Below are 13,645 nucleotides of genomic sequence, written 5' to 3' on the forward strand. Positions count from 1 at the left end.
GATTGGCGCTCACAGTCCGAGAACGGACTTGGCGAGGATGTTCTTCTGAATCTCGTTCGATCCGCCCACAATCGAAACGTGACGCGCAAAATAGTGATTCGGCGCGATGGTCAGCGCCCAGTCGGGCTGGCGAAGCGGATCGCTTAAACCGCGCAGAAAGTCGAGGTCGAGCGGCAGCGCGTCGGGGCCGGCCACTTCCAGGAGCAGTTCAGCCGAGAGCTGCTGCAGTTCGGAGCCCTTGATTTTCAGGATCGACGTCTTGGGATCCGGCACGTGACTGTCACGCGCGGCACTTTCGGCGATCACCCGCATCTGGGTGATTTCCAGCGCCTTCAGTTCAACTTCGACCGCCGCGACGCGCTCGCGAAACTGCAGGTTGTCCCACAGCACACCGTCGCCACTCGGCACACGTTTAGCAAGATCTTTGGCGTGCCGGATCCGCATCTTCGACACGCCTACCCGCGCAATCCCGCTGCGCTCGTTACCGAGCAGATACTTGGCATAATCCCAGCCCCTGTTTTCTTCACCGATCCGGTTTGCCACGGGTACGCGCACGTTGTCGAAGAACACCTCATTGGTTTCGTGAAAGCCGTCGATGGTGATGATCGGGCGCACCGTCAAGCCGGGCGTCTTCATATCGATCAGCAGGTAGGTAATGCCCTGCTGTTTTTTGCCGCTCGCGTCGGTACGCACGAGGCAGAACATCCAGTCCGCGTGATGAGCGGTCGAGGTCCACAGTTTCTGGCCGTTGATCACATAGTGGTCGCCCTCGCGAACCGCTTGCGTGCGCAACGCCGCCAGGTCCGACCCCGCTCCCGGTTCCGAAAAACCCTGGCAGAACCAGTATTCGAGGCTCGCGATGCGCGGCAGGAAATCGCGCTTCTGCTCGTCGCTGCCGAATGCCATCAGCACCGGACCGATCATGTTCACGTTGAACGAGAGCGGCTCGGGAGCCGGCGCCATATGCAGCTCTTCCTTGAAGATGTACTGCTGCACCGCGCTCCAGCCCGTTCCACCCCACGCCTTGTCCCACGCGGGGGTCGCCCAGCCGCGCTCGTACAGAATGCGCTGCCAGCAGCGCAGGTCAGCTGCGGCATAACGCTGACCCAGCGCTGTCTTGCGGCGGATGTCTTGCGGCAATGCTTCCTTGAAAAAGGCTCTCACCTCATCGCGGAATGCCAGCTCTTCATCGGTGTATCGCAGATCCATGAGTGTCTCGTCTCGATTCGCTGCCGCAACGCGCGCGGCCCTCCATGCTTTTTGTCCCGCTCATTGGCTTCTCAGGCCAACGTTCCCGCTTTTTTCAGGTCATTGATTTTGTGGGCGTCGAGCCAGACAGACAGCGCGGCGTCCAGCGTTGCCGGATGAGGTGCTTCGGGCGGCGTCGGCGTCGCGGGCACGGTGGCCGAAAAACGCGGCGCGGGCGCGGGCTGCACGATCCCGTCAACTTCGATAAAGGTTCCGCGCGCTTTCAGATGCGGATGGTCAGGCGCTTCGCTCCACGACAGCACTGGTGCGAAACACGCATCGGAATGTTCCAGCAAGGTGGTCCACTGCGCGCGGTCGCGGGTCCTGAACTTGAGCGCGAACAGGGCGCGCGCGGCCGGCCAGTTACTCTGGTCGAGCTGGGCGCCAAGCGTATCCGGAGAAATATCGAGCAAGCGCAGCAGTTCCAGATAGAACTTGTCCTCGATCGGGCCCACCGTGATCCACTTGCCGTCGGCGCATTCGTAGACATCGTAGAAATGCGAACCCGAATCGGTGATATTGGCGCCGCGCTGGTCACGCCAGATGCCCGCGGCCTGCATGCCGAAAAAGGTCGTGGCCAGATTCGCCGTGCCGTCGACGATCGCCGCATCCACCACCTGGCCCGCGCCGCCATTGCGAGCGTGCAGGATGGCGGCAAGCAGGCCCATCGCCAGATACAGCGAGCCGCCCGCGTAGTCGCCGATCAGGTTCAGTGGTATCGAGGGCGCCTGGCCGGATCGGCCGATAGCGTTCAGCACGCCCGTGATCGCGATGTAGTTCAAATCGTGACCGGCATACTGCGCAAGCGGCCCCTCCTGCCCCCAACCCGTCATGCGTCCATAGACCAGCTTCGAATTGCGCGCCAGACACGCTTGCGGACCGAGTCCCAGGCGCTCGGTCACGCCCGGGCGGAAGCCTTCGATCAAGGCGTCGGCGCCTTCCACCAGCGTCAGCACGAGATCGATCGCGGCCGGGTCCTTCAGGTCGAGCGCAATCGTCTTGCGGTTGCGCAGCAGCAGGTTGTAGCGCACAGGACGCTCGATGCCGAGCTTGACCGGTTGCCGCCGGTCGATGCGCAACACCGTCGCACCGAGGTCCGCAAGCAGCATTGCGCACATCGGGCCTGGCCCGATGCCGGCCAGCTCGACGATCTTGACGCCAGCGAGCGGCCCCATGCTCAGCTTTTCCTCGCTTGGGCACGCATGGCGTCCCACTGTTCGTCGCTCCAGTCCTGCATCGCGCGGAACGTGGGACCGCCTACGCCCTGCATCCAGCGGCCGCCGTCGATCACGATCATGTCGCCCGTGATATAGCCGGAGCCATCCGAGGCCAGGTACGCGTACAGATCGGCAAGCTCGGCATGCTCGCCGAAGCGCCGCAACGGCACGCTGCGATCCTGCGGCTCGACCTGCGAGCCGGGCGGATAGAGTTGTTCCCACGCGCCTTCAGTTGGAAAGAGACCCGGCGCCACGGCGTTCAGACGAATCCCCTTTGGCCCCCATTCGACCGCGAGACTGCGCGTCATGGCGAGCACGCCGGCCTTGGCCGCCGCTGACGGTGCCGTGAACGCCGAACCGGTCATGGTGGGTGTAGAGACCGTGCTGATCACGTTGCCTTTGCGTCCGGCCGCGATCCAGCGTTTCCCCGCGGCGATCGTGCAGTAGAAGCTGCCGTGCAGCACGATGCCGAGCACCGCATCGACCGCGCGCGCCGACAGCGTTTCGGTCCGCGCGATGAAGTTGGCCGCGGCGTTGTTGAGCAGCAGGTCGAGCGGGCCGGCGCTCCAGATCGCGTCCATCATCGCCTCGACCGACTCGGCGTTGCGCACGTCGGCGGTGATCGTGGTGACGCGCGCACCGCTAATCGCGGCGCGAAATTCGTCGGCGGTGGCGTCGAGCACTTCCTTGCGGCGCCCGCAAATCACCAGCTCGGCGCCGAGTTCCAGATAGCGCCGGCCAATGCTTTTGCCAAGGCCCGTGCCGCCGCCGGTGATCAGAATCTTTTTGTTCCTGAGTAGATCGGGTGTGAACATGGTCGGTGTACGTCCGTAAAATCCAGGGTCAGAAAACAACGCGCGACAAGACGAAGCGGCACAAGCGCCGTGACGCTCAGGTGCCGGTAAACACGGGTTTGCGTTTCTCCATGAATGCCGCCACGGCTTCAGTGTGGTCGCTGGTTTGCCGTGTCAATGGATTCAGATCGACTTCCAGCCGCCACGCGTCTTCAATCGAATTCCCTGCGTTGACCAGGCTCGCCTTGAGCAGCGCCAGCGTAACGGGCGGATAGCTCGCAAAGCGCGCAGCCTGCCGGATCGCCGCATCGAGCGCGCCGCCCGGTTCCGTGGTCTGATTGACAAGGCCGATGCGCTGCGCCGTGGCCGCGTCGAACACGTCCGCTTTCAACATCAATTCGCGCGCCTTGCCGCCGCCGACCTTCTGCGGCAGCGTCCACAAGAGGCCGGTGTCGGGCAGCAAGCCCACCTTGGTGAACGCACAGCAGTATTTCGCCGCACTGCTGCTTACCGCGAGATCGCACGCGGCAGCCAGTGATAGACCGGCGCCGAAGCACGTGCCCTCGACCGCCGCGACAACCGGCTTGGTACCGGTGTAGATCAAGCGGAACAGACGCACGCCGACGGCAATGCGCTCGCGTAGTTCAAGCAGCGTTGGCGTGGCAGCCTGCATTTCGGACAGGTCGCCGCCCGCGCAGAAATGACCCTCTGAGCCGGTCAGTACGATCGCGCGCGTGGCCGCGTCCTCGTGAAAAAGGCGCTGGAACACATCGATCAGCGCAACGCGCATCGCCATCGAAAAAGCATTGCGGCGTTGCGGATAGTTCATCGTGACAACCGCCACGTCGCCCTCGTGGCGCACCTGCACGAGATCATTCAGTTCGTCCGTGCCCGGTACGCCATCCACGCCGATCGGTGCTTCATTTCGCTCGACACTCATCGGAGACTCTCCAATGTTCATTGGCCGGTAAACACCGGCGTGCTCTTGTCGAAAAACGCCTGACATGCAGCCTGATGATCTTTGGACTGCCGCAATAGCGGCTGATAGTCGATCTCGGCACGCAACGCCGCGTCCATGGTGGCGGCGCCGTCGGTCAGCGCCGCCTTGAGCAGCGCGACGCCAAGCGGCGGATGAGCGGCGAGGCCGCGGGCCACTTCGATCGCCGCGGCGCGTGCGGCGCCCGGTTCGACGACCTCGTTCGCGAGACCGATCTCACCAGCCCTCACGCCATCGATTTCCGTCGCGAGCGACAGCATTTCTCGCGCGTGCGCCATGCCGATTTTTTCCGGAAGCGTCCACAGAATGCCGGTGTCGGGAATCAGCCCGACCCGCAGAAACGCCGCGCAGAAGCGCGCATTCGACGCTGCCACCACGTAATCGGTTGCCACTGCCAGCGACAACCCCGCGCCGAACGCCACACCTTCGACAGCGGCCACAACCGGCTTCGCGCCCGCCAGCATGTCGCGCACGACGACGCACGATTCAGCCAGAATTTCGCGGCTCTGAAGAATGGACCGCTGCGTCATTTCGGAGATGTCGGCGCCGGCGCAGAAGTGCTCGCCCGCGCCGGTGAGCACGATGGCGCGCGATTCGGAATCGGCCGTCAGCAGGCGATGCATCGTGTCGCGCAGCAACTGCCGCATCTGCCGCCCCATCGCATTGCGGCGACCGGGATTGTTCAACGTGACGATGGCCACGAGCCCGTCCCGGGTCACCTCGATCGACGCGGGCGCGTTGCTCCTATCCGTATGCTTTTCGTTCATGGTGTGCTTCCCCTAGTCGGCCACGAATACCGGTTTGCGCTTTTCCATGAAGGCACTGACGGCCTCCCGGTGCTCACGGCTGCGGCGCAGGATAGGCTGCAGATCGACTTCGGTTTCGATCGCCTGGTCGAGCGTGCGGATACCAGTTGCCAGCGCCGCTTTGAGATGCGCCGTGGCCACCGCCGGGAGCGCCGCGTACTGCTTGGCGATTTCCAGCGCGGCGGCAAGCGCCAGCCCTGGCTCGACGAGCCGATTGGCAAAACCGATCTGCAGGGCTTCCGTACCGTCGAATTCGCGGGCGCTCAGCATCAGCTCACGCGCCCGTCCACCGCCGACACGTTGCGCGAGGGACCAGTAAAGCCCCGTATCCGGCATCAAGCCGACCTTGACGAACGCGCTCGCATAACGTGCCGCCGATGAGCTGACCACCATGTCGCACGCAGCGGCGAGCGAAAGGCCTGCGCCAAACGCAAAACCCTCGACGGCAGCGACGATGGCCTTCGGCCCCGACACCATCAGCTCGAAGATTGCGAGCGGCAACTGGTTGCGCTCGCGGTATTCGAGCACTTTGCGCGGCTTCATCTCCGAGATGTCGCCGCCCGCGCAAAACGTATTGCCGGCGCCCGTCAGCACGATCGCCCGGCAACCGTCCTCGTGGTGCATCAGGTGATGCAGACGCTCATACAGCGTCTCACGCATCTTCAGTGAAAACGCGTTGCGCCGTTCGGGATAGTTCAGGGTGACGATTGCGATCGTCCCGTCATGCCGGACCTGCACGATCTGTGTCGCGTCTTCGGTGGTCTGTTCGCTCATCTGTCTGTCTCCTTTCGATCCGGCAGCGCCGGGCCGGTGCGCTACGCCCCTTCAGGGGGCACAGCGCCGCCCGGATGGCGCCTGTCAAAGCGTTTCTTCAGTACCGAGAATCACGGTAGCCTGACTCGACAATACGCCGCCATTGCCGTGCGCGACAGCAAGCCGCGCGCCGGGCACCTGGCGCTCGCCGGCACGCCCCGTCAACTGGCGCATCGCTTCTTCCATGAGAAACAAACCGTACATGCCGGGATGCACGCACGACAAGCCACCACCGTTCGTATTGACCGCCAGCCGCCCACCAGGCGCGATCGCACCGTCGGCAACGAATCGGCCGCCTTCGCCCTTCGGACAAAAGCCAAGATCTTCGAGAAACAGAATGGTGTTGATGGTGAACGCGTCATACAGCATCGCGACATCGATATCGCCGGCGCTGACGCCGGCCATCTCATACGCGCGTCGCCCGGATTCCCTCGCCGCGGTCACGGTCAGGTCGGGCATGCTCGCGATCTCGCGATGCGACGTGGCCGACGCCGCGCCGAGCAGATAGACCGGCTTGTCGGTCAGGTCACGCGCCCGTTCGGCACGCACCATCACGATCGCGGCGGCGCCGTCGGTCACGAGACAACAATCGCGCACGGACAGCGGATCGGATACGAGGCGTGCGCCCAGCACGTCGTCGATAGACAAAGGTGTACGCACGAAGGCTTCAGGATTGAGCTGGGCCCATCGACGCGCCGCCACCGCCACTTCGGCGAGATCCCTGCGGGTCGTGCCGTACTGGTGCATATGGCGGGCCGCGGCCAGCGCATACGACGACACCGGGTTCATCGGCTTATATGGACTCTCCCACGGCGACGGACGCGACGACTGCACCAGTTTGCCCGCCCCGCTACGCTGATTGCTGCCATAAGCGATCAATGCGACATCGATCTGGCCCGTCACCAGCGCCATGGCCGCCGTATGCGCATAGATCTCGAATGCCGAGCCGCCGCTGCGGTTGTTATCGGTGAACTTCGGGTGGATGCCGAGGTATTCGGCGAATGTCAGGCCCGACAACATGTCGTCAGGCATGCAAACGAACAGGCCGTCGACATCGACCGGCGACAAGCCGATCTGCGCCAGCGCATCGACCGATGCCCGCGCTGCGAGATCCAGCGAGGACATTCCCGGCGCCTCGCCGATTCCGTATGTCGCGCCGGCCACCAGTGCGGTGCGGCCACGTAAGTTGAATTCCATGCGATCTGTCTCTCGTCGGTGCAGCACGTGCATTCCCTCGCGCCGCCGGTTGGCTGGCCTCAAGCAGGCTCGAACACGAGCAGTGCCGCGTCGTTCCTGAATACGATCCGCGCCTGAACGGGCATGCCGATACGCACCGCGTCCGGTTCGACCCCTTCGACACAGCTGAGCATCCGGACCCCTTCGTCGAGATCGATCAATGCGACGTTGTAACTCGGCGTAGGTGCCTTCTGCCTCACTACCGTCGTGGAGTAAACCGTGCCCCGCCCACAGGCTTCGACCCATTCGAGATCGCGTGCGCCGGTGACCGGCTCGGCTACCCGTGGATAAAACACGTGCCGGCCACTGCTGCGGCTGCACTGGATCATCAAGCGGCCTTCGGCCAGAAACTTCTGATAGTCGACTTCAGGACAAACAGACTCCATTTCCCGCTCCTCCAATGCATTCCGCCACGGGCCTTGATGCCAAACCGAGCCGTAACTTCTTTTTTCGATCGGAATCAATCAAATAACTGAACAACGTTCCACATTCTAAACACGCAGCGACTACCATGTCAATCTCGCCGAACGGCCTCGGTGCGCCGCCCGACAAGGCTCTCACTACATCGGAACAACGCCCGTTCCGCACTACGGGCAAACCCCTGTCCGCTCGACATCACGCTTGACGAGCACCATGCCATCGTTTACGTTATCGAACATTGTTCAGTATTTCGAAGAACACGAGATACCGGATTTACCTCGATCGTGCGTTCCATTCATACGTGTTTCAGAACGCCGTTTACGTATCGGGGCTCGCACCATTCGCAAGAGACTTACAACGTGACCTATCAACTAACAGACGACCAGATCCAGATTCGTGACCTGATACGGCGCGTCGCAACGGAACGGGTGGCGCCGCGGGCGGACGAAATCGACCGCACCGCGGAGTATCCGGACGACATGTACGCGTTGCTCAAGGAACTGGGTCTTTTCACGCTGCCCTTTCCCGAGGCCTACGGCGGCGCGGGCAGCGTGATGTCGGCCTGCATCGCCGTCGAGGAATTCGGACGGGTTTGCTACAACACGGGGTATCTGCTCGTCGTGCAATGGACCCCGTTCGGCGCGATTCTGGAGGGCGGCACCGAAGAGCAGAAGGCACGCCTGCTGCCTGGGCTTGCGTCGGGCGAACTGCGGGGCGCGCTTTCCATCACGGAATCGCAGAGCGGTTCTGACGTCTCCGGCATCCGCACCACCGCACGCCGCCAGAAAGACGGCTATGTGCTGAACGGCTCGAAGATCTGGTGCACCAATTCGCACATCGCCGACTTCATGCTGGTGGCGGCGAAAACGCTGGATGAAGAAGGCAAGCCGCTCGGCATCAACCTGTTCATCGTCGATCGCAAGACACCCGGTCTCACGATCGGGCGCGAGGAAGACAAGATGGGCGCGCGCGGTGTGCCCTCCTGCCCGCTGTTCTTCGACGACGCGTTTATCAGCGCCGACAACCGGCTCGGCCCTGAAGGCGGGCAAGGTTTCAAGGTGGCGATGGAAGCGCTCAACACCAGCCGGCCGATCGTGGCGGCCCGCGCGGTGGGCATTGCACAGGGTGCGATCGATCACACCCTGCGCTTCATTCAGGAACGCGTCGCCTTCGGGCAAACCATCAGCAACTTCCAGGGTGTGCGCTGGATGGTGGCCGACATGGTCACGCAGACCGAAGCCGCGCGCCACCTCGTCTACCGCACCGCATCAATGGTGGATGCCGGCGTGGCCGGGCGCGAGCTGGCGCCGATGGCGGCGATGGCGAAGATGTTCGCCTCCGACGTCGCCATGAAGGTCGCCACCGACGCCGTGCAACTGTTCGGCGCCGCCGGCATCTCGAACGAATACCCGATCAACCGCTATTTCCGCGATGCCAAGGTGGTTCAGATCATTGAGGGGACCAACCAGATCCAGCGAAACATCGTCGCGGACAGCGTCCTCGGACGGGTCAGGAAAAACTGAGCAACACGCCCTGCCCCTAACGGCGCGCGACAACAAGAGGAAGGACAGACAAATGGCAGAAATCGAAACAGTTGGGCTGGGGATTCATTGGGAAGATCTGCCCGTTGGCCGCAGATTCCAAACCGTCGGCCGTACGGTGACCGAAGCGGATGTCGTCAACTTTGTTTCGGTAACGGGCATGCTTGAAGTGCTGTTCACCAACACCGAATTTCTGAAAGAGACGTCCGCGATCAAGGGCCGGGTCGCACCGGGTGCACTGGTGTTTACGTTCATCGAGGGACTGCTGACCCAGGCGACGATGCAAGGTGTCGGCTTTGCATTCCTGAACATGGAACTCGACATCAAGGGCCCGACCTTCGTTGGGGACACGATTCATGCCGAGTGCGAAGTGATCGAATGCCGAGCCAGCAATGGGCGACCTGGGCTCGGACTCGTACGCACCCGCAACCGGGTATTCAAGCAGGACGGCTCGGAAGTCATGGTCTATACGCCGCTGCGGCTGGTAAAGGGTAAAACCTACGAGGCCTGACCATGCACACCCCACAGCAACCCCTGGATCTTCCGACCGGCCCGCTGACCGGTGTGCGCGTGATCGACCTGACCATCAATGTGCTTGGGCCCGTCGCCACGCAGCTCCTCGGCGACATGGGCGCGGACGTCATCAAGATCGAACCGCCGGAAGGCGACCAGAACCGCAAGAACGGTCCTGGCCGCAACCCGGACATGGCGGTGTTCTACACGATCATGAACCGCAACAAGCGGAGCGTATCGCTTAACCTGAAGCTGGCCGAATGTCGCGAAGCGGTGCTGCGCCTCGCCGAGACCGCGGATGTCTTCGTTCACAGCATGCGGCCCAGCGCGGCGAAGCGTCTGGGCATCGATTACGAAAGCATCAAGGCACGCAATCCGCGCATCATTTACGCATCGGGCCCGGGCTACCGCCCCGATGGCCCCTACAAGGACCGCCCCGCGTTCGATGACGTCATCCAGGGCGAAACCGGCATTGCCGCGATGAATCGCGATGCGTACGGCTCGCCGCGCTATTTTCCCACCGTGATCGTCGACAAGTTCTGCGGCTACGTGCTCGCCTCGTCGGTGAGCATGGCGCTGTATCACCGTGAACGCACCGGCCTCGGCCAGTGCGTACAGGTGCCGATGTTCGAAACGATGCTGCAGTTCAACCTGTTCGAACATTTGTGGGAGGGCGCGCTCGGCTCGGCCGACGGAAAGGGCCTCGGCTATACGCGGATGTTCTCGCCCCACCGCCGCCCCTATGCGACGAAGGACGGTCACATCTGCCTGCTGGCGGTCAACAACGAGCAATGGCGGCGCGTACTGTGCGCGATTGATGCAGCGCACCTGCTCAATGACCCGCGCTTTTGCGATATGGCGGATCGCATGCGCAACATCAACGAGTTGTACCGCGCAGTCAGCGACGCGATCCTGACTCGCACCACAGCCGAGTGGAACGCCATCTTCGCAGCCGCCGATGTGCCGCACGGCCCGGTACGCGAGCTGAACGACCTGATGCAGGACGACTACATCAAGGAGACGGGGTTCTTCCAGCACTTCGAGCACCCAACCGAAGGCGACATGGTCATGACCTCGATCCCTGTGCACTTCTCCGAGTCGCCGGGCAATGTCCGCTACCTGCCGCCGAACCTGGGCGAGCACAGCATTGAAGTCCTCCTCGAGGCCGGCTACACCGCTAGCGAGGCGGCCAGCCTGAGTGGCCGCACGCTGGTCGATACGACGGATGCGCCTGAAACTATCACCAAGGCTTGACGGGCGCCGAAGCGCTCCGCTAAATCATGCGAGGAATCCGAAAATGAAAGGTCTCAAGAACAAGGTCGTGGTCGTCACGGGTGGCGCGGGCGGTATCGGCACTGCCATCTGCAAACGCTTCGGTGAAGAAAGCGCCATCGTCGCGCTGTTCGACCTGAATATCGAAAACGCGGATCGTGTCGTGGCTGAAATCGAAGCCGCCGGCGGCAAGGCTCGCGCGTACCGCGTCGACATCACCGATCACGCTGGCGTGAATGCGGCGGTCGCCCAAGTCGAGGAAGAACTCGGTCCGATCGAAATGCTCGTGAATAACGCGGGCTGGGACATGGGCGCCTTTTTCCTCCAGACCGAGAAGCCGTTCTGGGACAAGGTGGTCGCCATCAACCTGTACGGCCCGCTGAATATGCACCACGCCGTGCTCAAGCGGATGGCCGAGCGCGGCCGCGGCAAGGTCGTGAATATTTCATCCGATGCCGGGCGCGTCGGGTCGTCGATGGAAGCGGTCTATTCGTTCTGCAAGGGCGGCATCATCGCCTTTTCGAAGACCATGGCGCGTGAAATGGCGCGGCAGCAGATTCCCATCAACGTCGTGTGTCCCGGCCCCACCGCCACCGCGCTGCTCGACAACCTCGCGCAGGGCGAGAAAGGCGACCGCATCAAGGCGGCGCTGGTCAAGGCGGTGCCATTCGGCCGCATGGGCGAGCCCGGCGATATCGCCGGGACAGTCGCATTCCTCGCCAGCGACGATGCCGCGTTCATCACCGGCCAGGTGATCAGCATCTCCGGTGGACTGACGATGGCCGGCTGAACGCCACGCTCCGCTTACTCAACCCGCAACCGGAACAGGAACATGGAATTTCAGGACATTCTCTATCACGAAGCCGACGGCGTCGCGACGATCACCATCAATCGCCCGAAGGTCTACAACGCGTTTAACGCCAATACCTGCGAAGAACTGATCAAGGCATTCGGCAAGGCTGGATGGAACAAGGAGATTGGCGTTGTGGTCCTGACCGGCGCCGGCGAAAAGGCATTCTGCACCGGCGGCGACCAGTCCGGCGACGGGTATGGTGGGCGCGGCACGGTTGGGCTGCCCATCGAAGAACTGCAAAGCATCATTCGCGACATTCCCAAGCCGGTCATCGCACGCGTGAACGGCTATGCGATCGGTGGCGGCAACGTGCTCGTCACGATCTGCGACCTCGCCATCGCATCGGAAACCGCGATTTTCGGTCAGGTCGGCCCCAAGGTGGGATCCGTCGATCCCGGTTTCGGTACAGCATACCTGGCGCGGATCATCGGCGAAAAGCGGGCCCGCGAGATCTGGTATCTGTGCCGCAAGTACAGCGCGAAAGAAGCGCTCGAATGGGGTTTGATCAACGCCGCGGTGCCGCCGGACCAGCTAGATGCCGAAACGAAAAAATGGTGTGACGAGATTCTGCAGATGAGCCCGACCGCCATCGCACTTGCCAAGCGTTCGTTCAACATCGATAGCGAAAATATCCGCGGCATCGGCGCGTTCGCGATGCAGGCGCTGGCGCTCTACTACGACACCGACGAATCGAAGGAAGGCGGCAACGCGTTCCGTGAGAAACGCAAACCGGAGTTTCGCAAGTATGTGAAGTGACGATTGCGCGACGTACGTTACGCAGCCAGAGCGCGGGCGTCAGCCTGAATCTGGCGCGCGTAGCGATTCAGGTGATACTCCATGTTGCCGAACAATGCGTCGACGATCAGCGTGCGCCGGTAGTGATGGCCGACCTTGTACTCGTCGGTAATGCCGTAACCGCCGTGCAGCTGAATACCTTGCTGCGTGACGAATTTCCCGCTCCTGATGGTTTGCGCCTTGCAACCCGACACCTCCACGCTGCGCGTGCCGTTATCGTCGCTCAGCGCTTTGAGTGCCCGATGCAGCGTTGCCCTCGCCTGCATGGCATCGATCGCCATGTCGGCAATCCGGTGCTGCAGCGCCTGAAAGCTGCCGATCGGCACGCCAAACTGCTTACGTGTCTTCAGATATTCGGCTGTGAGTTCAACCGTGTCGTCGATGTCGCCGACCAGCTCCGCGCAACTCGCGACAATCGCCTCGTCCACCGCGGCCAGCAAGCCCTTCAGCGCCTCGCCGGGTGTGCCGATCACCGCTTTCGCCTCGACGGTCACGCTGGCGAGGACCAGGTCGGCGGCAGGTGTGCCGTCAAGCAGGCGGTACGGCTCAAGTGTCACGCCGGCCGCATGAGGATCGACGACGAACAGCCCTAGCCCGGCCGCATCGCGCACTCCCCCGGCCACCCGCGCAACGACGATCAGACGATCAGCCATCGTAGCACCGACCACCAGCGTCTTGTGGCCGTCCAGTCTCCATGCGCCGTCCTGAGCCTGCTTTGCTGTCATCGACACGTGCGACACGACGCCTCGCGCTTCCCGCTCACTGTGTGCAACGGCAATCAGCGTTTCGCCCGAGATGATCTCTGCCAGCAACTCGTCGCGCTGTTTGCCGCTCGCGCAACGGGTAACGAGCGCCGCTGGGAACACACCACACATCACGTAAGGTTCCAGTACCAGCCCTCGCCCAAACTGCTCCGCGATGAGCGCGCTCTCCACCGGCGTAAAGCCCAGGCCGCCGAATGCTTCGGGTACGGCGACACCGAGCCAGCCCATCTCGCCGAACGCGCGCCACATGTCGCGCGAAAAGCCGCCGCCATGAGCCGCCAGCTTGCGGCGGTGTTCGAAGGTGTAGTCTTTCTGCACGAAGCGCTGGGCGCTGTCCTGCAACATCTGCTGTTCGTCGCTCAGATCAAAGTTCATG

The 13,645-nt window shown here is 62.8% G+C and carries 14 protein-coding genes; 5 read left to right on the forward strand and 9 right to left on the reverse strand.

The genetic code is table 11. The annotated features are described in order from the left end of the window. Positions 1-9 precede the first annotated feature (9 nt). The 8 genes from M0D64_RS21090 to M0D64_RS21125 all read right to left on the reverse strand — a co-directional run bounded on the left by M0D64_RS21090 (position 10) and on the right by M0D64_RS21125 (position 7,497). A complete protein-coding gene (locus tag M0D64_RS21090) occupies positions 10-1,209 on the reverse strand; it encodes an acyl-CoA dehydrogenase family protein (protein WP_266259080.1) in 1,200 nt (399 codons plus the stop codon). Between the two features lie 71 nt (positions 1,210-1,280). Next, a complete protein-coding gene (locus M0D64_RS21095; RefSeq protein ID WP_266259081.1) occupies positions 1,281-2,423 on the reverse strand; it encodes a CaiB/BaiF CoA-transferase family protein in 1,143 nt (380 codons plus the stop codon). 2 nt (positions 2,424-2,425) lie between these two features. Next, positions 2,426-3,280 (reverse strand): SDR family oxidoreductase, encoded by an 855-nt coding sequence (locus tag M0D64_RS21100; RefSeq protein WP_266259082.1) that lies wholly within the window; start codon positions 3,278-3,280, stop codon positions 2,426-2,428. A 76-nt stretch (positions 3,281-3,356) separates the two neighbouring features. Next, positions 3,357-4,199, reverse strand: coding sequence for an enoyl-CoA hydratase/isomerase family protein (locus M0D64_RS21105; RefSeq protein WP_233464727.1), 843 nt, complete (start codon positions 4,197-4,199; stop codon positions 3,357-3,359). 17 nt (positions 4,200-4,216) lie between these two features. Further along, complete coding sequence (locus M0D64_RS21110) at positions 4,217-5,023, reverse strand: enoyl-CoA hydratase/isomerase family protein (protein ID WP_266259083.1); 807 nt, start codon at positions 5,021-5,023, stop codon at positions 4,217-4,219. A 12-nt stretch (positions 5,024-5,035) separates the two neighbouring features. After that, on the reverse strand, positions 5,036-5,836 hold the full coding sequence (locus tag M0D64_RS21115) for an enoyl-CoA hydratase/isomerase family protein (protein ID WP_266259084.1): 801 nt from the start codon (positions 5,834-5,836) through the stop codon (positions 5,036-5,038). Between the two features lie 84 nt (positions 5,837-5,920). Beyond that, positions 5,921-7,072 (reverse strand): thiolase, encoded by a 1,152-nt coding sequence (locus M0D64_RS21120; RefSeq protein ID WP_266259085.1) that lies wholly within the window; start codon positions 7,070-7,072, stop codon positions 5,921-5,923. 59 nt (positions 7,073-7,131) lie between these two features. Further along, a complete protein-coding gene (locus M0D64_RS21125; RefSeq protein ID WP_171926194.1) occupies positions 7,132-7,497 on the reverse strand; it encodes a Zn-ribbon domain-containing OB-fold protein in 366 nt (121 codons plus the stop codon). A 393-nt stretch (positions 7,498-7,890) separates the two neighbouring features. Here M0D64_RS21125 and M0D64_RS21130 point away from each other — a divergent pair, with 393 nt between their 5' ends. Genes M0D64_RS21130 through M0D64_RS21150 form a run of 5 tightly spaced genes read left to right on the forward strand, consistent with a single transcriptional unit; the run spans position 7,891 to position 12,466 of the window. Then, complete coding sequence (locus M0D64_RS21130; RefSeq protein ID WP_266259086.1) at positions 7,891-9,054, forward strand: acyl-CoA dehydrogenase family protein; 1,164 nt, start codon at positions 7,891-7,893, stop codon at positions 9,052-9,054. A gap of 52 nt (positions 9,055-9,106) precedes the next feature. Further along, entirely contained in the window at positions 9,107-9,583 is a 477-nt protein-coding gene (locus M0D64_RS21135) for a MaoC/PaaZ C-terminal domain-containing protein (RefSeq protein ID WP_154558337.1), read from the forward strand. 2 nt (positions 9,584-9,585) lie between these two features. After that, positions 9,586-10,839 carry a CaiB/BaiF CoA-transferase family protein gene (locus M0D64_RS21140; RefSeq protein ID WP_154558336.1) on the forward strand — a complete coding sequence of 418 codons (1,254 nt, stop codon included), beginning with the start codon at positions 9,586-9,588 and terminating at the stop codon, positions 10,837-10,839. Between the two features lie 43 nt (positions 10,840-10,882). Continuing rightward, positions 10,883-11,647 carry an SDR family oxidoreductase gene (locus tag M0D64_RS21145; RefSeq protein WP_154558335.1) on the forward strand — a complete coding sequence of 255 codons (765 nt, stop codon included), beginning with the start codon at positions 10,883-10,885 and terminating at the stop codon, positions 11,645-11,647. A gap of 42 nt (positions 11,648-11,689) precedes the next feature. After that, positions 11,690-12,466 carry an enoyl-CoA hydratase-related protein gene (locus M0D64_RS21150; protein ID WP_154558334.1) on the forward strand — a complete coding sequence of 259 codons (777 nt, stop codon included), beginning with the start codon at positions 11,690-11,692 and terminating at the stop codon, positions 12,464-12,466. A 17-nt stretch (positions 12,467-12,483) separates the two neighbouring features. Here M0D64_RS21150 and M0D64_RS21155 read toward each other — a convergent pair whose 3' ends face one another. Continuing rightward, positions 12,484-13,644, reverse strand: coding sequence for an acyl-CoA dehydrogenase family protein (locus M0D64_RS21155; protein ID WP_266259087.1), 1,161 nt, complete (start codon positions 13,642-13,644; stop codon positions 12,484-12,486). Position 13,645: the final 1 nt, after the last annotated feature.

This window comes from Paraburkholderia sp. WS6, from assembly GCF_030464835.1.
In the GTDB taxonomy this organism is placed as follows: domain Bacteria; phylum Pseudomonadota; class Gammaproteobacteria; order Burkholderiales; family Burkholderiaceae; genus Paraburkholderia; species Paraburkholderia madseniana.

What these genes read in the sequence shown, in the direction of transcription:
- M0D64_RS21145 (WP_154558335.1), top strand. Translation starts at nt 10,883, where the DNA reads ATGAAAGGTCTCAAGAACAAGGTCGTGGTCGTCACGGGTGGCGCGGGC.
- M0D64_RS21110 (WP_266259083.1), bottom strand. Translation starts at nt 5,023, where the DNA reads ATGAACGAAAAGCATACGGATAGGAGCAACGCGCCCGCGTCGATCGAG.
- M0D64_RS21090 (WP_266259080.1), bottom strand. Translation starts at nt 1,209, where the DNA reads ATGGATCTGCGATACACCGATGAAGAGCTGGCATTCCGCGATGAGGTG.
- M0D64_RS21120 (WP_266259085.1), bottom strand. Translation starts at nt 7,072, where the DNA reads ATGGAATTCAACTTACGTGGCCGCACCGCACTGGTGGCCGGCGCGACA.
- M0D64_RS21135 (WP_154558337.1), top strand. Translation starts at nt 9,107, where the DNA reads ATGGCAGAAATCGAAACAGTTGGGCTGGGGATTCATTGGGAAGATCTG.
- M0D64_RS21105 (WP_233464727.1), bottom strand. Translation starts at nt 4,199, where the DNA reads ATGAGTGTCGAGCGAAATGAAGCACCGATCGGCGTGGATGGCGTACCG.
- M0D64_RS21150 (WP_154558334.1), top strand. Translation starts at nt 11,690, where the DNA reads ATGGAATTTCAGGACATTCTCTATCACGAAGCCGACGGCGTCGCGACG.
- M0D64_RS21140 (WP_154558336.1), top strand. Translation starts at nt 9,586, where the DNA reads ATGCACACCCCACAGCAACCCCTGGATCTTCCGACCGGCCCGCTGACC.
- M0D64_RS21125 (WP_171926194.1), bottom strand. Translation starts at nt 7,497, where the DNA reads ATGGAGTCTGTTTGTCCTGAAGTCGACTATCAGAAGTTTCTGGCCGAA.
- M0D64_RS21100 (WP_266259082.1), bottom strand. Translation starts at nt 3,280, where the DNA reads ATGTTCACACCCGATCTACTCAGGAACAAAAAGATTCTGATCACCGGC.
- M0D64_RS21095 (WP_266259081.1), bottom strand. Translation starts at nt 2,423, where the DNA reads ATGGGGCCGCTCGCTGGCGTCAAGATCGTCGAGCTGGCCGGCATCGGG.
- M0D64_RS21155 (WP_266259087.1), bottom strand. Translation starts at nt 13,644, where the DNA reads ATGAACTTTGATCTGAGCGACGAACAGCAGATGTTGCAGGACAGCGCC.
- M0D64_RS21115 (WP_266259084.1), bottom strand. Translation starts at nt 5,836, where the DNA reads ATGAGCGAACAGACCACCGAAGACGCGACACAGATCGTGCAGGTCCGG.